This window comes from Streptomyces sp. NPDC044719, assembly GCF_056433405.1.
Genome location: NZ_JBWKHE010000005.1, coordinates 383690 through 404249, shown reverse-complemented (window position 1 = coordinate 404249; position 20560 = coordinate 383690). Strand labels below are relative to the sequence as shown.

The 20560-nt window shown below is 69.8% G+C and carries 17 protein-coding genes; 16 read left to right on the top strand and 1 reads right to left on the bottom strand.

Features of this window, described 5'->3' with window-relative positions; translation table 11 throughout:
- Positions 1-3: 3 nt before the first annotated feature.
- The 12 genes from AC07DF_RS22000 to AC07DF_RS21945 all read left to right on the top strand — a co-directional run bounded on the left by AC07DF_RS22000 (position 4) and on the right by AC07DF_RS21945 (position 12624).
- Positions 4-1419, top strand: a complete 1416-nt coding sequence (locus AC07DF_RS22000; RefSeq protein ID WP_478973758.1) for a UDP-N-acetylmuramoyl-tripeptide--D-alanyl-D-alanine ligase — start codon at positions 4-6, stop codon at positions 1417-1419.
- On the top strand, positions 1419-2510 hold the full coding sequence (gene mraY, locus AC07DF_RS21995) for a phospho-N-acetylmuramoyl-pentapeptide-transferase (RefSeq protein ID WP_030248707.1): 1092 nt from the start codon (positions 1419-1421) through the stop codon (positions 2508-2510). The genes AC07DF_RS22000 and mraY overlap by 1 nt, the downstream gene beginning before the upstream one ends.
- Positions 2492-3940, top strand: a complete 1449-nt coding sequence (gene murD / locus AC07DF_RS21990) for a UDP-N-acetylmuramoyl-L-alanine--D-glutamate ligase (RefSeq protein WP_478973754.1) — start codon at positions 2492-2494, stop codon at positions 3938-3940. Before mraY ends, murD begins: the two co-directional genes overlap by 19 nt.
- A gap of 145 nt (positions 3941-4085) precedes the next feature.
- Complete coding sequence (gene ftsW, locus AC07DF_RS21985) at positions 4086-5450, top strand: putative lipid II flippase FtsW (RefSeq protein WP_478973751.1); 1365 nt, start codon at positions 4086-4088, stop codon at positions 5448-5450.
- A gap of 6 nt (positions 5451-5456) precedes the next feature.
- Positions 5457-6554 (top strand): undecaprenyldiphospho-muramoylpentapeptide beta-N-acetylglucosaminyltransferase, encoded by a 1098-nt coding sequence (murG, locus tag AC07DF_RS21980; protein WP_382499101.1) that lies wholly within the window; start codon positions 5457-5459, stop codon positions 6552-6554.
- A gap of 26 nt (positions 6555-6580) precedes the next feature.
- Positions 6581-7375 (top strand): cell division protein FtsQ/DivIB, encoded by a 795-nt coding sequence (locus AC07DF_RS21975; protein WP_478973747.1) that lies wholly within the window; start codon positions 6581-6583, stop codon positions 7373-7375.
- Positions 7376-7663: 288 nt separating this feature from the next.
- A complete protein-coding gene (ftsZ, locus tag AC07DF_RS21970; protein WP_189729071.1) occupies positions 7664-8857 on the top strand; it encodes a cell division protein FtsZ in 1194 nt (397 codons plus the stop codon).
- Positions 8858-8867: 10 nt separating this feature from the next.
- The gene (pgeF, locus tag AC07DF_RS21965; RefSeq protein ID WP_478973743.1) at positions 8868-9599 is read left to right on the top strand and encodes a peptidoglycan editing factor PgeF; all 732 of its coding nucleotides are present in this window, start codon (positions 8868-8870) and stop codon (positions 9597-9599) included.
- A gap of 6 nt (positions 9600-9605) precedes the next feature.
- Positions 9606-10325: a YggS family pyridoxal phosphate-dependent enzyme gene (locus tag AC07DF_RS21960; protein WP_478973740.1), complete on the top strand. Its 720-nt coding sequence runs from the start codon at positions 9606-9608 to the stop codon at positions 10323-10325.
- A 129-nt stretch (positions 10326-10454) separates the two neighbouring features.
- Positions 10455-11096, top strand: a complete 642-nt coding sequence (locus AC07DF_RS21955; protein ID WP_184596554.1) for a cell division protein SepF — start codon at positions 10455-10457, stop codon at positions 11094-11096.
- A gap of 59 nt (positions 11097-11155) precedes the next feature.
- Positions 11156-11440, top strand: coding sequence for a YggT family protein (locus tag AC07DF_RS21950; RefSeq protein ID WP_115908676.1), 285 nt, complete (start codon positions 11156-11158; stop codon positions 11438-11440).
- A gap of 56 nt (positions 11441-11496) precedes the next feature.
- Positions 11497-12624, top strand: coding sequence for a DivIVA domain-containing protein (locus AC07DF_RS21945; protein WP_399020654.1), 1128 nt, complete (start codon positions 11497-11499; stop codon positions 12622-12624).
- A 223-nt stretch (positions 12625-12847) separates the two neighbouring features.
- Here the strand turns inward: AC07DF_RS21945 and ileS are convergent, their stop codons facing one another.
- Entirely contained in the window at positions 12848-15991 is a 3144-nt protein-coding gene (gene ileS, locus AC07DF_RS21940; protein ID WP_478973734.1) for an isoleucine--tRNA ligase, read from the bottom strand.
- Between the two features lie 615 nt (positions 15992-16606).
- Here ileS and AC07DF_RS21935 point away from each other — a divergent pair.
- From AC07DF_RS21935 to AC07DF_RS21920, 4 genes are all read left to right on the top strand, one after another.
- The gene (locus AC07DF_RS21935) at positions 16607-18268 is read left to right on the top strand and encodes a TraR/DksA family transcriptional regulator (protein ID WP_478973731.1); all 1662 of its coding nucleotides are present in this window, start codon (positions 16607-16609) and stop codon (positions 18266-18268) included.
- A gap of 89 nt (positions 18269-18357) precedes the next feature.
- Positions 18358-19014 (top strand): signal peptidase II, encoded by a 657-nt coding sequence (gene lspA / locus AC07DF_RS21930; RefSeq protein WP_478973728.1) that lies wholly within the window; start codon positions 18358-18360, stop codon positions 19012-19014.
- A 45-nt stretch (positions 19015-19059) separates the two neighbouring features.
- Positions 19060-20004 (top strand): RluA family pseudouridine synthase, encoded by a 945-nt coding sequence (locus AC07DF_RS21925; protein WP_478973725.1) that lies wholly within the window; start codon positions 19060-19062, stop codon positions 20002-20004.
- The gene (locus AC07DF_RS21920) at positions 20001-20471 is read left to right on the top strand and encodes a GNAT family N-acetyltransferase (RefSeq protein WP_478973722.1); all 471 of its coding nucleotides are present in this window, start codon (positions 20001-20003) and stop codon (positions 20469-20471) included. The genes AC07DF_RS21925 and AC07DF_RS21920 overlap by 4 nt, the downstream gene beginning before the upstream one ends.
- Positions 20472-20560: the final 89 nt, after the last annotated feature.

Sequence of the window (20560 nt, the reverse complement as noted above, 5' to 3'; positions counted from 1 at the left end):
CTTGTGATCGCCCTCTCCCTCGCCGAGATCGCAGAAGTCGTCGGCGGGCAGACACACGACATACCGGACCCCTCCGTCCAGGTCACGGGCCCGGTCGTCCGTGACTCCCGCGAGGCGGTGCCGGGCAGCCTGTTCGCCGCCTTCGCCGGCGAGCGCGTGGACGGACACGACTACGCGGCGGCGGTCGTCGAGGCGGGAGCGGTGGCCGTGCTCGGCACCCGGCCCGTCGGCGTGCCCGCGATCGTCGTGGACGACGTCCAGACGGCCCTCGGCGCCCTCGCCCGGCACGTCGTACGACGTCTCGGAGCCACTCTCGTCGCCCTCACCGGCTCGGCGGGCAAGACCAGCACCAAGGACCTCATCGCGCAGGTGCTCCGGAGCAAGGCGCCGACGGTGTTCACGCCGGGCTCGCTCAACAACGAGATCGGGCTGCCGCTGACCGCGCTCAGCGCGACCGAGGAGACCAGGTTCCTCGTCCTGGAGATGGGCGCCCGCGGCATCGGGCACATCAGCTACCTCGCCGGTCTGACGCCCCCGAAGGTCGGCCTCGTCCTCAACGTCGGCAGCGCCCACATCGGCGAGTTCGGCGGCCGTGAGCAGATCGCACAGGCCAAGGGCGAACTGGTGGAGGCACTGCCGTCCGAGGCCGACGGCGGTACCGCGATCCTCAACGCGGACGACCCCTACGTACGGGCCATGGCCACCCGTACGAAGGCGAAGGTGATCTTTTTCGGAGAGTCCGGCGAAGCGGACGTCTCCGCCGAGAACGTGCGACTCACGGACACCGGACAGCCCTCGTTCAGGCTTCACACACCCTCCGGTGCAAGTGACGTGACCATGCGCCTGTACGGTGAGCACCACGTGTCGAACGCGCTCGCCGCGGCCGCCGTCGCCCACGAACTGGGCATGTCCGCAGACGAGATCGCCGTGGCGCTCTCCGAGGCGGGCTCCCTCTCCCGCTGGCGGATGGAGGTCACCGAGCGCCCGGACGGCGTGACGATCGTCAACGACGCCTACAACGCGAACCCCGAGTCCATGCGAGCCGCTCTGCGCGCGCTCGCGGCGATGGGCAAGGGGCGGCGGACCTGGGCGGTGCTCGGCAAGATGGCCGAGCTGGGGGACGAGGCTCTCGCCGAGCACGACGCGGTCGGACGGCTCGCCGTCCGGCTCAACGTCAGCAAGCTCGTCGCGGTCGGTGGCAGGGAAGCCGCCTGGCTGCAACTGGGCGCATATAACGAGGGTTCGTGGGGTGAGGAGTCGGTGCACGTGTCCGACGCACAGGCGGCGGTCGACCTGTTGCGCAGCGAGTTGCGCCCGGGAGACGTCGTACTCGTGAAGGCGTCCCGTTCGGTCGGCCTCGAGAGCGTGGCGCAGGCGCTCCTCGAGTCCGGTGCCGAGGGTGAGGTTTCCGCCCGATGATGAAGCAGATCCTGTTCGCAGGAGTCATTGGCCTCTTCCTGACCTTGGTCGGTACCCCGCTGCTGATCAAGCTGCTCGCCCGCAAGGGCTACGGCCAGTACATCCGCGACGACGGCCCGCGTGAGCACGCCAGCAAGCGCGGTACGCCGACCATGGGCGGTATCGCCTTCATCCTGGCGACGGTCGCCGCGTACTTCCTGGCCAAGGTGATCACGGGCTATCTGGACCCGGAGGCCGACGCGGCACCGACCTTCTCGGGTCTGCTGGTGCTCGGCCTGATGGTCGGCATGGGTCTGGTCGGCTTCCTCGACGACTACATCAAGATCGTCAAGCGGCGTTCGCTGGGTCTGCGGGCCAAGGCGAAGATGGCCGGCCAGCTGATCGTGGGCATCGGGTTCGCGGTGCTGTCGCTGCAGTTCGCGGACAACCGCGGCAACACCCCCGCCTCCACGAAGCTGTCGTTCATCACGGACTTCGGCTGGACGATCGGCCCCGTGCTGTTCGTGGTCTGGGCGCTGTTCATGATTCTCGCGATGTCGAACGGTGTGAACCTGACCGACGGTCTGGACGGTCTGGCCACCGGAGCCTCGGTGCTGGTCTTCGGTGCCTACACCTTCATCGGCGTCTGGCAGTTCCAGGAGTCCTGCGCCAACGCGCAGACCCTGACCAACCCGGGCGCGTGCTACGAGGTGAGAGACCCGCTCGACCTCGCGGTGGTCGCCTCCGCGCTGATGGGCGCCTGTCTCGGCTTCCTGTGGTGGAACACCTCGCCGGCCAAGATCTTCATGGGTGACACCGGTTCGCTCGCACTCGGCGGTGTGCTCGCCGGCCTCGCGATCTGCTCCCGCACCGAGCTGCTGCTCGCCATCCTCGGCGGCCTCTTCGTCCTGATCACCATGTCCGTGGTGATCCAGGTCGGGTCCTTCCGCCTCACCGGGAAGCGGGTCTTCCGGATGGCGCCACTCCAGCACCACTTCGAACTCAAGGGCTGGTCCGAAGTGCTCGTCGTGGTCCGCTTCTGGATCATTCAGGGCATTTGTGTGATCGTCGGACTTGGCCTCTTCTACGCAGGATGGGCAGCGGACAAGTGACCTCCTCGGAGCCCTTCGACTTCCAGGGCAAGCGCATCACCGTCGCCGGGCTCGGCGTCTCCGGCGTCCCGGCGGCCAAGGTGCTGCACGGCCTCGGCGCGATCGTCACGGTCGTCAACGACGGCGCCGACGAGCGCGCCCGGGCGCAGGCCGCCGAGCTGGAGGCGCTCGGCATCACCGTGCGCCTCGGTGACGGCGACACGCTGCCCGAGGGCTCCGAACTGATCGTCACCGCACCCGGCTGGAAGCCGGACAAGCCGCTGTTCGCGGCGGCGGCGCAGGCGGGTGTCCCGGTCTGGGGCGACGTCGAGCTGGCGTGGCGCCTGCGCGGCCCCGACGCCGCTGACTGGCTGGCCGTCACGGGCACCAACGGCAAGACCACCACCGTCCAGATGCTCGCCTCGATCCTGACGGCGGCGGGCCTGCGCACGGCCGCCGTCGGCAACATCGGCGTCTCGCTCCTGGACGCGGTGCTCGGCGAGGAGCAGTACGACGTGCTGGCCGTGGAGCTGTCCAGCTACCAGCTGCACTGGGCGCCGTCGCTGCGCGCCCACTCGGCCGCCGTGCTGAACCTCGCCCCCGACCACCTCGACTGGCACGGCTCCATGGAGGCGTACGCCGCCGACAAGGGCCGTATCTACGAGGGCAATCGCGTCGCCTGCGTCTACAACGTGGACGCCACCGACAAGCCGTCCACCGAGGACCTGGTCCGCGAGGCCGACGTCGAGGAGGGGTGCCGCGCCATCGGCTTCACCCTGGGCACGCCCGGCCCCTCCCAACTCGGTGTCGTGGAGGGCATCCTGGTCGACCGCGCCTTCGTCGAGAACCGGCAGAAGAACGCCCAGGAGCTGGCCGAGGTCGCCGACGTGAACCCGCCGGCCCCGCACAACATCGCCAACGCCCTCGCGGCGGCGGCCCTCGCCCGGGCCTACGGAGTGCCCGCCAAGGCCGTACGGGACGGTCTGCGGGCCTTCACCCCGGACGCCCATCGCATCGCGCACGTGGCCGACGTGGACGGCGTCGCGTACGTCGACGACTCCAAGGCCACCAACACGCATGCGGCGGAAGCCTCGTTGGCGGCGTACGAGCCCATCGTGTGGATCGCGGGCGGGCTCGCGAAGGGTGCCGTCTTCGACGAGTTGGTCGCCAAGTCGGCGAAGCGTCTGCGCGGTGCCGTGCTGATCGGCGCGGACCGCGCGCTCATCCGCGAAGCCCTCGCGCGACACGCCCCGGAAGTACCCGTCGTCGACCTCGACCGGACCGACACTGGGGCGATGCTCCAGGCTGTCCAGGAGGCGCGGCGGCTCGCACAGCCCGGCGACACGGTGCTGCTGGCCCCGGCCTGCGCCTCGATGGACATGTTCACCAACTACAACAAGCGTGGTGACGCGTTCGCGGAGGCGGTTCGCGCACTCGGCGCGGGCACCTGACGGTCGGTCTCGGCCACGGCGGGTGCTTCGGGACCCTTGGAGGGACGCGTGACTCGGATGTGGCCCGAGACGAACCGGCGGACACCCGCCGCCGACCCGGGGCCGACGCCCCCGCCCGTCCCACGCGCTCTCACGGGAGACGTCCATGCCCGGTAGCCGTACCGGAGGGCCGCCCGCGCAGCGGCCCGTCCGCCGGCCCGTCACGCCCCGGCCGGTGCGCGAGAGCGGCGTCCTGGGCCTGTACCTGCGGGCGCGCAGGGGCTGGGACCGGCCGCTGACCGCCTACTACCTGATCTTCGGCGGCAGCCTGCTGATCACGGTGCTGGGGCTGGTGATGGTCTACTCGGCCTCCCAGATCACCGCGCTGCAGATGTCGCTGCCCGGCTCGTACTTCTTCCGCAAGCAGCTGCTCGCGGCGGTGATCGGCGCGGGGCTGCTGTTCGCCGCCTCACGGATGCCGGTGAAGCTGCACCGGGCGCTGGCCTACCCCATCCTCGCGGGTGCCGTCTTCCTGATGACCCTGGTGCAGATCCCGGGGATAGGAGTGTCGGTCAACGGCAACCAGAACTGGATCGCGGTCGGCGGCTCCTTCCAGATCCAGCCCAGCGAGTTCGGCAAGCTCGCCCTCGTGCTGTGGGGCGCCGACCTGCTCGCCCGCAAGCAGGACAGGAAGCTGCTGACCCAGTGGAAGCACATGCTCGTCCCGCTGGTGCCGGCCGCCTTCATGCTGCTCGGGCTGATCATGATCGGCGGCGACATGGGTACGGCGATCATCCTCACGGCCATCCTGTTCGGTCTGCTCTGGCTGGCCGGCGCGCCCACGCGGCTGTTCGCCGGGGTGCTGTCGATCGCCGCCGTGCTCGGCCTGATCCTCATCAAGACCAGCGCCAACCGCATGGCCCGGCTGCAGTGCCTCGGCGCCACCGAACCCCAGTCCGGTCCCGTCGACTGCTGGCAGGCCGTACACGGCATCTATGCCCTGGCCTCGGGCGGAATCTTCGGTTCCGGGCTGGGTGCGAGTGTGGAGAAATGGGGCCAACTCCCCGAAGCCCACACCGACTTCATCTTCGCCGTCACCGGTGAGGAACTGGGCCTGGCGGGGACGCTGTCGGTACTCGCCCTCTTCGCGGCTCTAGGCTATGCGGGTATCCGCGTGGCCGGACGCACGGAGGACCCCTTCGTGAGGTATGCCGCGGGAGGCGTGACCACCTGGATCACGGCCCAGGCCGTGATCAACATCGGTGCGGTGCTCGGTCTGCTGCCGATCGCCGGCGTCCCCCTCCCGCTGTTCTCCTACGGAGGATCCGCCCTGCTGCCGACCATGTTCGCCATCGGGCTGCTGATCGCCTTCGCACGCGACGAGCCCGCTGCGCGGGCAGCGCTTGCGATGCGGCAACCCCGCTTTGGTAGAAAGCGGGGGGCTGGGGGCACCGGTTCCATTCGGAGTCCCCGGAGATGGAACACGATGCGACGGCGTGCCTCGGCGGCGCGCTCGTCCGGAGAGCGGTGAATTTCGGTGCATGTCGTACTCGCCGGCGGAGGAACCGCGGGCCACATCGAGCCCGCGCTCGCCCTCGCGGACGCCCTGCGCAGGCAGGATCCGAGCGTGGGCATCACGGCCCTGGGAACGGAGCGCGGCCTCGAGACACGTCTCGTGCCCGAGCGTGGGTACGAACTCGCGCTGATCCCCGCCGTACCGCTGCCGCGCAAGCCCACCCCCGAGCTGATCACCGTCCCGGGACGGCTGCGCGGGACGATCAAGGCGACCGAGCAGATCCTGGAGCGCACCAGGGCGGACGCCGTGGTCGGCTTCGGCGGCTACGTCGCCCTGCCCGGCTACCTCGCGGCCAAGCGCCTCGGCGTGCCGATCGTCATCCACGAGGCCAACGCCCGCCCGGGCCTGGCCAACAAGATCGGCTCGCGGTACGCCAGCCAGGTCGCGGTCTCCACCCCGGACAGCAAGCTGCGCAACTCCCGCTACATCGGCATCCCGCTGCGCCGCTCCATCGCCACCCTGGACCGGGCCGCCGTCCGCCCCGAGGCCCGGGCAGCCTTCGGTCTCGACCCGAACCTGCCCACGCTGCTGGTCACCGGCGGCTCCCAGGGCGCCCGCCGCCTGAACGAGGTCGTCCAGCAGGTCGCGCCCTGGCTCCAGCAGGCCGGAATCCAGATCCTGCACGCGGTCGGTCCGAAGAACGAACTGCCGCAGGTCCAGCAGATGCCGGGAATGCCCCCCTACATCCCGGTAAGTTATCTGGACCGGATGGACCTCGCGTACGCCGCGGCGGACATGATGCTCTGCCGCGCGGGCGCGATGACCGTCGCCGAACTCTCCGCCGTCGGGCTCCCGGCCGCCTACGTCCCGCTGCCCATCGGCAACGGCGAACAGCGGCTCAACGCCCAGCCGGTGGTCAAGGCCGGCGGCGGCCTGCTGGTCGACGACGCGGAGCTGACCCCCGAGTGGGTCCAGCAGAACGTGCTGCCCGTGCTCGCCGACCCGCACCGGCTGTACCAGATGTCCCGCAGCGCCGCCGAGTTCGGCCGCCGGGACGCCGACGACCTGCTCGTCGGCATGGTGTACGAGGCGATCGCCGCCAGTCGTGCACACCGCTAGGACCGCATGACGGAAGGCAGGGGAGCGTGGCCGGATCGACCACCGCCGAGCGCGGTGAACGCCAGCAGAAGTCGTCCGGCCCGCCGCTCCGCCCAAGGTCGAGGCGGGCCCGGCTTCGTGTGATTGTCATCCTGGGCCTCGCCCTGGTCTTCCTGGGCTTCCCCACGGTCTGGCTGTTCTACGGCTCCGACTGGCTGCGTGCCGAGCGCGTCTCGGTGTCGGGCACCAGGGTCCTGACACCGGCTCAGGTCCGGGCCGCCGCCGACGTTCCCCTCGGGAAGCCGCTGATTTCCGTCGACACCGAAGCGATCGAGACACGACTGCGCCGGAAATTGCCCCGAATTGACTCGGTTGACGTGGTCCGTTCCTGGCCCGAGGGAATCGGGCTGAAAGTGGTCGAGCGGACTCCGGTTCTGATTGTCCAAAAGGGCGGAAAGTTCGTCGAAGTGGACGATGAAGGTGTCCGTTTCGCCACGGTGTCCGAGGCCCCGAAAGGCGTGCCCGCACTGGAATTGACACTGTCCCGGTCCAGCTCCGCGGCCGCGAGCCTGCGCCGCTTCGGCGAGGCCCGGCTGGTGCGCGAGGCGGTCGTCGTCGCCCGTGCCGTTCCGGCCGCCGTCGCCCGCGGCACACAGACCGTCAAGGTCCGTTCCTACGACGACATCTCGCTGGAGTTGAGGGACGGCCGTACGGTCGTCTGGGGCAGCAGCGAGAAGGGGGCGGTCAAGGCCCGTACGCTCACCGCCCTGATGAAAGCCTCGCCCGGCGCGCGTTACTTCGACGTGAGTGTTCCCACCGCGCCCGCGTCATCAGCGAGTTGACGCACATCCGCGCAGGCCAGCACCCTGGTTGGGCAGTGCTACGGCTGATCACATAGGGTGAAAAGAAAAACGGGAGGTTCGGCGTGTTCGTTGAACGTGCGCCACTTGTCGACTTAGTGTCCTGTTCAGAAGACTCCAAGGAACAGACACACTGGTAACCCTAAACTTCAGGGTTAGGGTTCGGGTCGGCGATACGGACCGTCCCATTCGGCATCAGTCGTCGGGTCGCGGGGCGCAGCGCGCCACGGTGATTCGGCGACACGTAACTCGAGGCGAGAGGCCTTCGACGTGGCAGCACCGCAGAACTACCTCGCAGTCATCAAAGTCATCGGTGTCGGCGGCGGTGGTGTCAATGCCATCAACCGGATGATCGAGGTCGGTCTCAAGGGCGTCGAGTTCATCGCCATCAACACCGACGCGCAAGCTCTGTTGATGAGCGACGCCGACGTCAAGCTGGACGTCGGCCGTGAACTCACCCGCGGACTCGGCGCCGGAGCCAACCCGGCCGTGGGCCGCAAGGCCGCCGAGGACCACCGCGAGGAGATCGAGGAGGTCCTCAAGGGGGCCGACATGGTCTTCGTGACAGCCGGTGAAGGCGGCGGCACCGGCACCGGCGGCGCGCCCGTCGTGGCCAACATCGCCCGCTCGCTCGGCGCTCTCACCATCGGCGTGGTCACGCGCCCGTTCACCTTCGAGGGACGGCGCCGCGCGAATCAGGCCGAGGACGGCATCGCCGAGCTCCGCGAAGAGGTCGACACCCTCATCGTCATCCCGAACGACCGGCTGCTGTCCATCTCGGACCGCCAGGTCTCGGTGCTGGACGCCTTCAAGTCGGCCGACCAGGTCCTGCTCTCCGGTGTCCAGGGCATCACCGACCTCATCACCACCCCGGGCCTCATCAACCTCGACTTCGCCGACGTCAAGTCGGTCATGTCCGAGGCGGGCTCGGCGCTGATGGGCATCGGCTCGGCGCGCGGCGACGACCGTGCGGTGGCCGCGGCCGAGATGGCGATCTCCTCGCCGCTGCTGGAGGCGTCCATCGACGGCGCCCGCGGCGTGCTCCTCTCCATCTCCGGCGGCAGCGACCTCGGCCTCTTCGAGATCAACGAGGCCGCCCAGCTGGTCAGCGAGGCCGCTCACCCCGAGGCCAACATCATCTTCGGTGCGGTGATCGACGACGCCCTCGGCGACGAGGTCCGGGTCACCGTGATCGCGGCCGGCTTCGACGGCGGCCAGCCGCCGTCCAAGCGGGACAACGTCCTCGGCTCGTCCTCGGCCAAGCGCGAGGAGCCGGCCCCGGCGCGGCAGACCGAGAGCCGCCCGTCCTTCGGCTCGCTCGGCAGCGTGACCCCGAAGGAGGACCCGGAGCCCGCTCCGGAGCCGGTCAATGACATCCCGGTCGCCCCGCCGGTTCCGCCGGCGCCGCGGACCTACTCGGACAGCGCGGCCGAGGAACTGGACGTACCGGACTTCCTCAAGTGATCCTTCAGTCGTGATAGGACAGCGCGAAAGCGTGAGCGGCGCGCACTTCGGCTTCACCGACCGGTGGGGCGGAGTGAGCGCCGCTCCGTATGAGGAGCTCAATCTCGGCGGAGCGGTCGGCGACGACCCCGACGCCGTACGCGCCAACCGGGACCTGGCCGCCAAGTCCCTGGGTGTCGAGCCGGACCGGGTGGTCTGGATGAACCAGGTGCACGGGGCCGACGTGGCGGTGGTGGACCGGCCGTGGGGATCTTCGTCCGAGATCCCGTCGGTCGACGCGATCGTCACGGTGAAGCGGGGGCTCGCCCTCGCCGTGCTCACCGCGGACTGCGTGCCGGTCCTGCTCGCCGACCCGGTCGCCGGGATCGCCGCGGCGGCCCACGCGGGCCGGCCCGGCATGATCGCCGGGGTCGTCCCGGCCGCGCTACGCGCGATGACCGAACTGGGCGCCGAGCCTTCCCGGATCGTCGTCCGCACCGGGCCCACCGTCTGCGGCCGGTGTTACGAAGTACCCGAGGCGATGCGCGCCGAGGTGTCCGCCGTCGAGCCGGCGGCGTACGCCGAAACCAGTTGGGGCACTCCGGCGGTCGACGTGAGTGCCGGAGTGCACGCCCAGCTCGAACGACTCGGGGTGCGCGACCGGGCGCAGTCTCCGGTGTGCACGCTGGAGTCGGACGATCACTTCTCGTACCGCCGCGACCGCACCACCGGTCGGCTCGCGGGCTATGTGTGGCTGGACTGATAGGGCATGACGGACCGTAAGGACGAACTCGCCGCAAATCTGGCGAAAGTTGAGCGACGCATCGCCGACGCATGCGCGGCCGCCGGGCGGGGGCGCGAGGAAGTGACCCTGATCGTGGTCACCAAGACCTATCCCGCGAGCGATGTGCGCATGTTGTCGGAGCTGGGGGTGCGGCATGTCGCCGAGAACCGCGACCAGGACGCGGCACCCAAGGCCGCCGCCTGTGCGGATCTGCCCCTTTCGTGGCACTTCGTCGGTCAACTCCAGACCAACAAGGTGCGATCGGTGGTCGGTTACGCGGACTTCGTGCAGTCCGTCGATCGTTCCAAGCTCGTCACAGCTCTGTCGAAGGAAGCTGTCCGCGCCGGTCGCGAACTGGGGTGCCTCATCCAGGTCGCGCTCGACGCCGGGGAGAGCGCGAGGGGTGAGCGGGGAGGCGTGGCCCCCGGCGGGATCGAGGAGTTGGCCGGCCTCGTGGCCGAGGCGCCGGGGTTGCGGCTCGGCGGACTCATGACCGTCGCGCCGCTCACCGGCGAGTATGCCGGACGCGAACAGGCGGCGTTCGAGCGGTTGATGGTTTTGTCGACCGACCTGCGCCGGAGTCATCCGACTGCCACCATGGTCTCGGCAGGGATGAGTGCGGACCTCGAACAGGCCGTGGCGGCCGGAGCGACACATGTGCGCGTCGGCAGCGCGGTACTCGGAGTCCGCCCCAGGCTCGGGTAACGTCGCCAAGAAGTCGGACCACAGCAGAAAATATGGTCATTGCCGCCGATAGGCGGACTCAAGGACCTCGTGGATCGCAGGCACTTGGCAGTCGTCAGCAGATCCACCACAGAGCGGAGGACTCAGAGCATGGCCGGCGCGATGCGCAAGATGGCGGTCTACCTCGGCCTCGTGGAGGACGATGGGTACGACGGCCGCGGATTCGACCCCGACGACGACTTCGAACCCGAACTGGACCCGGAGCCCGAGCGGGACCACCGACGGCACGAGCCGTCCCATCAGCCGCACGTCTCACATCAGCCCCAAAGGGACGAAGAGGTACGAGTCGTACAGCCGTCCGTGCCTCGCGAACCGGCCCCCCGTTCCGCTTCGCTCCCCGCGGAATCCGGACGCCCGGCGCGCATCGCGCCCGTGGCATCCATCACACAAGAACGCGCAAGTCTGGAGAAGAACGCACCGGTGATCATGCCCAAGGTCGTGTCCGAACGAGAGCCTTACCGGATCACCACACTCCACCCACGGACCTACAACGAGGCCCGTACCATCGGGGAACACTTCCGTGAAGGCACTCCGGTGATCATGAATCTGACTGAGATGGATGACACAGATGCGAAGCGACTTGTCGACTTTGCGGCTGGTCTGGTGTTTGGTCTTCACGGCAGTATCGAGCGGGTGACGCAGAAGGTGTTCCTGTTGTCGCCTGCTAACGTCGATGTCACGGCGGAGGACAAGGCCCGCATCGCAGAGGGCGGGTTCTTCAACCAGAGCTGAGACGCACCACCGGAAACAGCAGTACCCAGCAGGGCACAGGGGAGAGGGAAGCGCAGGTCATGAGCGTGGTTTTGGATGTCATCTACATCGCGCTGATGTGCTTCCTCATCGTGCTCATCTTCCGGTTGGTCATGGACTATGTCTTCCAGTTCGCCCGCTCATGGCAACCCGGCAAGGCGATGGTGGTCGTTCTGGAGGCCACCTACACTGTCACTGATCCACCGCTCAAGCTTCTGCGGCGGGTCATTCCGCCGCTGCGTCTCGGGGGCGTGGCGCTAGACCTGTCCTTCTTCGTACTGATGATCATCGTCTACATCCTGATCTCGATCGTGAGCCGGCTGTGATGAGCGATGTGACCTACCGTCTTGCCGAATGCCGACGACTACGTTGAGGTGAAGAGATGCCGTTGACCCCCGAGGACGTGCGGAACAAGCAGTTCACGACCGTCCGCCTCCGAGAAGGCTATGACGAGGACGAGGTCGATGCCTTCCTCGATGAGGTCGAAGCCGAACTGACCCGCCTGCTCCGCGAGAACGAGGACCTGCGCGCCAAACTGGCCGCGGCCACGCGCGCTGCTGCCCAGAACCAGCAGAACATGCGCAAGCCTCCGGAGCCCCAGCAGGATCAGCAGCAACAGCAGCAGCAGGGCATGCGCGGTCCGGGTGGTCCCGTACCCGCCGGCATATCGGGCCCGCCGCAGCAGCAGATGGGTGGCCCCATGGGTGGTCCGCCCCAGCTGCCGAGCGGTGCCCCGCAGCTGCCCGCCGGTCCCGGCGGTCAGGGTGGCCCGCAGGGCCCCGGTCCGATGGGCCAGGGTCCGGGCGGTCCGGGCCCCATGGGTCAGCCCCCGATGCAGCAGCAGATGGGTGGCCCGATGGGCGGCCCCATGGGCGGTCCGATGGGCGGCCCCGGTCAAGGAGGCCCCGGTGGCGACAGCGCCGCCCGTGTCCTCTCGCTGGCCCAGCAGACCGCCGACCAGGCGATCGCCGAGGCCCGTTCCGAAGCCAACAAGATCGTCGGGGAAGCGCGTTCGCGTGCCGAGGGTCTGGAGCGTGACGCCCGTGCCAAGGCCGATGCCCTGGAGCGGGACGCGCAGGAGAAGCACCGCGTGGCGATGGGCTCCCTGGAGTCCGCTCGCGCCACGCTGGAGCGCAAGGTCGAGGACCTGCGCGGCTTCGAGCGCGAGTACCGCACGCGCCTGAAGTCGTACCTGGAGTCGCAGCTGCGCCAGCTGGAGACCCAGGCCGACGACTCGCTGGCTCCGCCGCGCACTCCGGCTGCGGCGTCGCTCCCGCCGTCCCCGGCGCCTTCCATGGCTCCGGCCGGCGCGAGCGCCCCGTCCTACGGCGGTGGCAACCAGACGATGGGCGGCGGCCCGTCGCCGTCCGGTCCGTCCTACGGCGGCCAGCAGCAGATGTCGCCGGCGATGACCCAGCCGATGGCGCCCGTGCGTCCGCAGGGCCCGTCGCCGATGGGTCAGGCGCCCTCGCCCATGCGGGGCTTCCTGATCGACGAGGATGACAACTGACGGCCTGATGGCCAGTAGTACGGCGTAGGCATCGGCAGCGTTCAGGGCGAGGCCCCGGGGTGATCCCGGGGCCTCGCCCTTTTGCCATGCCGGTTCGGGTTGCCATGCCTGTTCGTCCGTACGCAATCGCGTTCGTGCGCACGCAACCGCGTTCGTGCGTACGCAACGCCGAAGGCCCGGTCCCGCCAAGATCTTTGGCGGGACCGGGCCTTCGGCCTGAGCGTTACGCCTTGCGCAGGCAGAACGTCAGGGACAGGCCTTCGTCCGTGAAGGGCTCGCCGTAGCCGCCGTCCGCCTCGCCCTGAGCGAAGTCCGTGGCGAGGACCTCGTCGGCGATCAGGCCGGCGTGGCCGGTCAGGGCCGCGACCGTCGCCTCGTCCGTGGCGGTCCAGCGCAACGCGATGCGGTCGGCCACGTCGAGGCCGCTGTTCTTGCGGGCCTCCTGGATCAGCCGGATCGCGTCACGGGCCAGGCCCGCGCGCCGGAGTTCCTCCGTGATCTCCAGGTCGAGGGCGACCGTGGCACCCGAGTCCGACGCCACCGACCAGCCCTCACGCGGCGTCTCCGTGATGATCACCTCATCGGGGGCGAGCGCGACGGTCTCGCCGTCGACCTCCACCGCCGCCGTGCCCTCGCGCAGGGCCAGGGACAGGCCGGCCGCGTCCGCGTTCGCGATGGCCTTGGCCACGTCCTGGACGCGCTTGCCGAACCGCTTGCCCAGCGCGCGGAAGTTGGCCTTGGCCGTGGTGTCGACCAGGCTGCCGCCGACGTCGCTCAGGGTCGCGAGCGATTCGACGTTCAGCTCCTCCGTGATCTGTGCGCGCAGACCGGAGTCCAGCGCGTCGAAGCCCGACGCGGCGATCAGGGCGCGCGACAGCGGCTGACGCGTCTTGACGCCCGACTCCGCGCGCGTGGCACGGCCCAGCTCCACGAGCCGGCGCACCAGCACCATCTGCTTCGACAGCTCCGGGTCGATGGCCGTGAGGTCCGCCTGCGGCCAGGAGGACAGATGGACCGACTCCGGGGCACCCGGGGTGACCGGAACGATCAGGTCCTGCCAGACCCGCTCGGTGATGAACGGGGTCAGCGGGGCCATCAGCTGCGTCACCGTCTCGACGACCTCGTGCAGCGTGCGCAGCGCCGCCTTGTCGCCCTGCCAGAAGCGGCGACGGGAGCGGCGCACGTACCAGTTCGACAGGTCGTCGACGAACGCGGACAGCAGCTTGCCGGCGCGCTGGGTGTCGTAGGCGTCGAGGGCCTGGGTGACCTGGTCGGTGAGCGCGTGCAGTTCGGACAGCAGCCAGCGGTCCAGCACCGGGCGGTCGGCCGGAGCCGGGTCGGCCTCGGACGGGGCCCAGCCCGACGTACGGGCGTACAGGGCCTGGAAGGCGACCGTGTTCCAGTAGGTGAGGAGCGTCTTGCGGACGACCTCCTGGATGGTGCCGTGGCCGACGCGGCGGGCCGCCCAGGGGGAGCCGCCGGCCGCCATGAACCAGCGGACCGCGTCGGCGCCGTGCCGGTCCATGAGCGGGATGGGCTCCAGGGTGTTGCCCAGGTGCTTGGACATCTTGCGGCCGTCCTCGGCGAGGATGTGGCCGAGACAGACCACGTTCTCGTACGACGACTTGTCGAAGACCAGGGTGCCGACCGCCATCAGCGTGTAGAACCAGCCGCGGGTCTGGTCGATGGCCTCGCAGATGAACTGCGCCGGGTAGCGGGCCTCGAAGGTCTCCTTGTTCTTGTACGGGTAGCCCCACTGCGCGAACGGCATCGAACCCGAGTCGTACCAGGCGTCGATGACCTCGGGCACACGCGTGGCCGTGCTGCCGCATCCGTCCTGCGGGCAGGCGAAGGTGACCGCGTCGATGAAGGGGCGGTGCGGGTCCAGCCCCGACTGGTCGGTGCCGGTCAGCTCGGTCAGCTCGGTGAGGGAGCCGACGCAGGTGAGGTGGTCGTCCTCGCAGCGCCAGATGGGCAGCGGCGTGCCCCAGTAGCGGTTGCGGGACAGCGCCCAGTCGATGTTGTTGTCCAGCCAGTCGCCGTACCGGCCGTGCTTGACCGTGTCCGGGAACCAGTTGGTGTTCTCGTTCTCCGCGAGGAGACGGTCCTTGATCTCCGTGGTGCGGATGTACCAGGAGGGCTGCGCGTAGTAGAGAAGCGCGGTGTGGCAGCGCCAGCAGTGCGGGTAGCTGTGCTCGTACGGGATGTGCCGGAAGAGCAGGCCGCGGCTGTCGAGGTCCTCGGTGAGCTTCTCGTCGGCCTTCTTGAAGAAGACGCCGCCGACGAGGGGGACGTCCTCCTCGAAGGTGCCGTCCGGGCGGACCGGGTTCACGACCGGCAGGCCGTAGGAGCGGCAGACCTTGAGGTCGTCCTCACCGAAGGCGGGGGACTGGTGGACCAGACCCGTGCCGTCCTCGGTCGTGACGTAGTCGGCGTTGACCACGTAGTGGGCCTCGGCCGGGAACTCCACCAGCTCGAAGGGGCGCTGGTACGTCCAGCGCTCCATCTCGGCGCCCGTGAAGGTCTGGCCGGTGGTTTCCCAGCCCTCGCCGAGGGCCTTGGCGAGCAGAGGCTCGGCCACGACCAGCTTCTCCTCGCCGTCGGTGGCGACGACGTAGGTGACCTCGGGGTGCGCGGCGACGGCCGTGTTGGAGACCAGGGTCCAGGGCGTGGTCGTCCACACCAGGAGCGCGGCCTCGCCGGCCAGCGGGCCGGAGGTGAGCGGGAAGCGGACGAACACGGACGGATCGACGACCGTCTCGTAGCCCTGGGCCAGCTCGTGGTCCGACAGGCCCGTGCCGCAGCGGGGGCACCAGGGGGCGACGCGGTGGTCCTGGACCAGCAGGCCCTTGTTGAAGATCTCCTTCAGCGACCACCAGACCGACTCGATGTACGCGGGGTCCATCGTGCGGTACGGGTCGTTGAGGTCGGTCCAGAACCCCATGCGCGTCGTGAGCTCTTCGAAGGCGTTGGTGTGGCGGGTCACCGACTCGCGGCACTTCGCGTTGAACTCGGCGATGCCGTACGCCTCGATGTCCTGCTTGCCGGAGAAGCCGAGCTCCTTCTCCACCGCCAGCTCCACGGGCAGGCCGTGGCAGTCCCAGCCGGCCTTGCGGGCGACGTGGTAGCCGCGCATGGTGCGGAAGCGGGGGAAGACGTCCTTGAAGACGCGGGCCTCGATGTGGTGGGCGCCGGGCATGCCGTTGGCGGTGGGCGGGCCCTCGTAGTAGACCCACTCCGGGCGGCCCTCGGACTGCTCCAGGCTCTTGGTGAAGATCTTCTGCTCGTCCCAGAAGGTGAGCACGGCGTGCTCGAGGGCGGGCAGGTCGACCTGGGCGGGTACCTGGCGGTACGTCGGCGATGTCATCAGCGGGCTTCCTCCGGCGGACTTGCTGCCTTCCGTCCGGAGGGACGAGAGCTACGTCATTGCCTGCGCCGCCTTCGGCGCGCTCCCGCGGTACCACCCTCCTTGGCCCTCCGGTGCGGGGTGTGCGCCGGTGAGCCCCCTCATTGGGGTCGCGATGCCGGCTCTACTGACCGCTGCTGTTCGGCTGCGGCTTTCTTCCGGCGGCTCCGGGGTGATCTTCACGTCGCGCTGGCCCCCGGGCTTCCACCGTCCCCGGGTCGCTCTGGGCTGCGTACGCCGCTACTCGTCCCCATCCACGCTTTTCGCTCCGCCCAGTGTACGGCGCCGGGGGGACAGCGGCCGACCGCTTTTCGGGGCCGCCGGGGACGGGGTGGCGCAAGAGGCGTTGTTTGGGTTTGATGACCCAATTGGAGTGGTATGGGTGTTCGGATCCTGGGACGTCCTGCTCGGCGGATTACCGGGCGGGGAGCTGGGCACAACGGATGCAGGCTCGCCGCGCGGCATGCGCGAGGCGGGCGAATCGGGCGGTGTGCCCCGTTGCCGCGGGACTCAAGTCGATTTATCGTCCCAGCACGATTCGCGAGCAAGATCACAATATGTGAAGGGGCCGCGGCCATGGTGGCGAAGAAGACCGCCGTACAGCAGCCGGCGTCCGGCAGGCCCGCGGAGGCCTCCGGCGGTGCGCCCAAGAACCCGGGCGGGAAGAAGACCACCCAGGGAGGATCGGCGGGGCGGGCGGCGAAGGGGGCGACCGCCAAGGCGACCGAGGGGACGAAGGCGGCTGTCACCCGGACCAAGGCGGCGGTCAAGAAGGCGACGGCCAAGAAGACCGCGGCAGGAAAGGCCGTGGCCAGGAAGGTCGCGGCGAAGACGGCGGAGGCCAAGGGGCGGAGCCAAAAAACGGAGGCCGGGGAGACCGCGGTCGAGAAGACTGGGGCCGGCAGGGCCGAGGTCGAGAAGGCCGCGGCCGAGAAGACCGAGGTCGAGAAGGCACGGCTTGAGAGAACCGCGGCGAAGAAGGCGGGGACCAAGAAAACGGCGGTCAGGAAGGCGACGGCCAAGAAGACCGCGGCCGAGAGGGCTGCGGGCGCGGAAGTCGCGGCCGAAAAAGCTGCGGGCGTGAAGGCCGCAGGCGCGGAAGTCGCGGCCCAGAAAGCTGCGGGCGTGAAGGCCGCGGGCAAGAAGGCGGCGGCCAAAAAGGCCGCTGCGGATGCGGAGCAGAAGGCCGCGGGTAAGAAGGCCGCTGTGGGCGGGGCGGCGGAGAAGAGGGCCGCGGGTAAGAAGGCCGCTGTGGGCGGGGCGGCGGAGAAGAGGGCCGGGGGCAAGAAGGCCGCTGTGGGCGGGGCGGCGGAGAAGAGGGCCGGGGGCAAGAAGGCCGCTGTCAGCGGGACGGTAGAAGAGAAGGCCGCGGGTAGGAAAGCGGCTGTGAGCGGGACGGTAGAAGAGAAGGCCGCGGGTAGGAAGGCGGCTGTGGGCGGGACGGCGGAGAAGAGGGCCGCGGGTAAGAAGGCGGCTGTGAGCGGGACGGCAGCAGAGAAGGCCGCAGGCAAGAAGGCGGCTGCCGGCGAGGTCGCGGAGAAGAAGGCCGCGGTCAAGAGGGCGAAGGCCGCCAAGGCCGTCGCCGCTGAGCAGGGCGTCGGGGCCGAGGGCGTGCGCGCCGGAGGCAAGAGCACCACCACGAAGAGCGCGGCCGGGAAGGGCACTGCCCGGACCGGAGCGGTCACACAGGACAAGGCCGGGAACAGCACGGCCGAGAAGGCGGGCGCGGCCGAGACCGCGACGCAGACGGGAGCGACCACGGTGGGTGCGAAGAAGACTCCTGGCACGGCGACGGCGGCCAAGACCGCCGTCCCGAAGGCACGGGTCGCCGCGGCGGAGCCCGGTGAGCTCGCGGTACGCCCCGGGGAGGACCCCTGGACGGAGGCGGAGGTCGAGGAGGCGCGTGCCGAGCTGACGTCCGAGGAGACCCGGCTGCGTGAGGAGATCACGTCGTCGGAGCGCTCGCTCGCGGGTCTGATGCGCGACTCCGGGGACGGAGCGGGCGACGACCAGGCGGACACCGGCACCAAGAACATCACCCGCGAGCACGAGCTGGCCCTGGCCGCCAACGCGCGCGAAATGCTCATCCAGACCGAGCGCGCCCTGGACCGCCTGCACTCGGGCACCTACGGCCTGTGCGAGAACTGCGGCAACGCCATCGGCAAGGCCCGGATGCAGGCCTTCCCGCGGGCCACGCTGTGCGTGGAGTGCAAGCAGAAGCAGGAGCGCAGGTACTGACCGACGACCGAATGCCGCCTGAGCACGTGGGGCCCACAGGGTGTGTCGTACCCTCGTCCTCAGTCAGGCACCTAGGTTGAGGGACTCACGTGGCAGAGGCGGAGCGCATCATCGGTACGCCGGACACACCGGATGCTGCCGGGGACGGGCGGGAGCGGCCCGAGAACGCGGCGTCGGGCGAGCGCGCCGACTCCGAGGGCACCCGGGCCGCCGGGGAGCCCGGCACGGGTGAGCCGGAGGCCACGGACGCGCGGCCCCGGGGCAAGCGCCGTATCGCGGTGCTGTTCGCCGTCGCCTCGTTCGCGTACGCCCTCGATCTGATCACCAAGATGATCGTGGTGGCCAAGCTGGAGCACCACCCGCCGATCGAGATCATCGGGGACTGGCTGAAGTTCGAGGCGATCCGCAACGCGGGTGCGGCCTTCGGCTTCGGCGAGGCCTTCACGGTGATCTTCACCATGATCGCGGCGGCGGTGATCGTCGTCATCGCCCGGCTCGCCCGCAAGCTCTACAGCCTGCCCTGGGCACTCGCGCTCGGAATGCTGCTCGGCGGTGCGCTGGGCAACCTCACCGACCGGATCTTCCGGGCTCCGGGTGTCTTCGAGGGCGCCGTCGTGGACTTCATCGCGCCCAAGCACTTCGCCGTCTTCAACCTGGCCGACTCGGCGATCGTGTGCGGCGGCATCCTGATCGTGCTGCTGTCCTTCAAGGGGCTCGACCCGGACGGCACCGTCCACAAGGACTGACAGGCGCCGTACGGGGCTGTCGGACCCGTCCGGCATACTCGACGGGTGAGCACGATTCCCGAGATCCGTACCCTGCCCGTGCCCGACGGACTGGAGGGCGAGCGCGTCGACGCCGCCATCTCCCGCATGTTCGGCTTCTCCCGGACCAAGGCGGCCGAACTCGCCGCCGCGGGGAAGGTCACGGTCGACGGGTCGGTGGTCGGCAAGTCGGAGCGTGTGCACGGCGGCGCCTGGCTGGAGGTCGAGATGCCGCAGGCGCCCGCGCCGGTGCAGGTGGTGGCCGAGCCGGTCGAGGGCATGGAGATCGTGCACGACGACGATGACGTGGTCGTGATCGTCAAGCCGGTGGGTGTCGCCGCGCACCCGTCGCCGGGATGGACCGGCCCGACCGTCATCGGGGGCCTGGCCGCCGCCGGGTACCGGATCTCCACCTCCGGTGCCGCGGAGCGCCAGGGCATCGTGCACCGCCTCGATGTCGGCACGTCCGGGCTGATGGTCGTGGCCAAGTCGGAGTACGCGTACACCTCCCTGAAGCGCCAGTTCAAGGAGCGCACGGTCGACAAGCGGTACCACACGCTCGTCCAGGGCCACCCCGACCCGACCAGCGGCACCATCGACGCGCCCATCGGCCGTCACCCGCACCACGATTACAAGTGGGCGGTCACCGCCGAGGGCAAGCCGTCCGTCACGCACTACGACCTCATCGAGGCCTTCCGCGCGGCGTCGCTTCTCGACGTGAAGCTGGAGACCGGCCGCACCCACCAGATCCGCGTCCACATGGCCGCCCACCGGCACCCCTGCGTCGGCGACCTGACCTACGGCGCCGACCCGACCCTCGCCAAACGCCTCGGCCTGACCCGCCAGTGGCTGCACGCGGTGCGCCTCGGCTTCGAGCACCCTGGGGACGGGCGGTGGGCGGAGTTCTCCTGCGACTACCCGGAGGACCTGCAGAAGGCCCTGGACCAGGTCCGGGAGGAGACGTACGCATGAGCACCCCGCGGTATGCGGTGCGCGTCGCGGAGGACCCCGGCGACCGTGAGGCGTGCTTCGCGGTGCGCAAGGAGGTCTTCGTCGGCGAGCAGGGCGTGCCGGAGGACCTCGAGTACGACGCGTACGACGCGGGGGCGGTGCACGTCCTGGCCGTTCAGGAGGACGGCGTGCCGCTCGGGACCGGGCGGCTGCTGTACGGCGAGGCGGCCGTGGCGCAGACCGGGGCCGGCCCGTCCGTGGGCTCGCTGGGCCGGCTGGCCGTGGCCGGCCAGGCGCGCGGCCTCGGTGTCGGTGTCGCCCTGGTGCGGGCCATCGAGGACGCGGCACGCGCGCGAGGGCTCGAGGCCGTCGATCTGCACGCCCAGACGCACGCGCTCGGCTTCTACACGCGGCTCGGCTACGAGGCGTACGGGCCGGAGTACTTGGAGGCGGGCATCCCGCACCAGGGGATGCGGCGTTCGCTGTAGCCGCTCGCCGCGGGTGCCGAAACGGTTTGTCCGTGGAGTTGCGTGGCAGGCTTGAGGTCAGTCGTGTGACCGTCTGACCTCCCGGAGCG

Bases quoted from the DNA above. Each gene is read 5' to 3' on its own strand.
- mraY (WP_030248707.1), top strand. From the start codon at position 1,419: ATGAAGCAGATCCTGTTCGCAGGAGTCATTGGCCTCTTCCTGACCTTG.
- murD (WP_478973754.1), top strand. From the start codon at position 2,492: ATGGGCAGCGGACAAGTGACCTCCTCGGAGCCCTTCGACTTCCAGGGC.
- ftsW (WP_478973751.1), top strand. From the start codon at position 4,086: ATGCCCGGTAGCCGTACCGGAGGGCCGCCCGCGCAGCGGCCCGTCCGC.
- AC07DF_RS21960 (WP_478973740.1), top strand. From the start codon at position 9,606: ATGACGGACCGTAAGGACGAACTCGCCGCAAATCTGGCGAAAGTTGAG.
- AC07DF_RS21955 (WP_184596554.1), top strand. From the start codon at position 10,455: ATGGCCGGCGCGATGCGCAAGATGGCGGTCTACCTCGGCCTCGTGGAG.
- AC07DF_RS21950 (WP_115908676.1), top strand. From the start codon at position 11,156: ATGAGCGTGGTTTTGGATGTCATCTACATCGCGCTGATGTGCTTCCTC.
- AC07DF_RS21945 (WP_399020654.1), top strand. From the start codon at position 11,497: ATGCCGTTGACCCCCGAGGACGTGCGGAACAAGCAGTTCACGACCGTC.
- ileS (WP_478973734.1), bottom strand. From the start codon at position 15,991: ATGACATCGCCGACGTACCGCCAGGTACCCGCCCAGGTCGACCTGCCC.
- AC07DF_RS21935 (WP_478973731.1), top strand. From the start codon at position 16,607: ATGGTGGCGAAGAAGACCGCCGTACAGCAGCCGGCGTCCGGCAGGCCC.
- AC07DF_RS21920 (WP_478973722.1), top strand. From the start codon at position 20,001: ATGAGCACCCCGCGGTATGCGGTGCGCGTCGCGGAGGACCCCGGCGAC.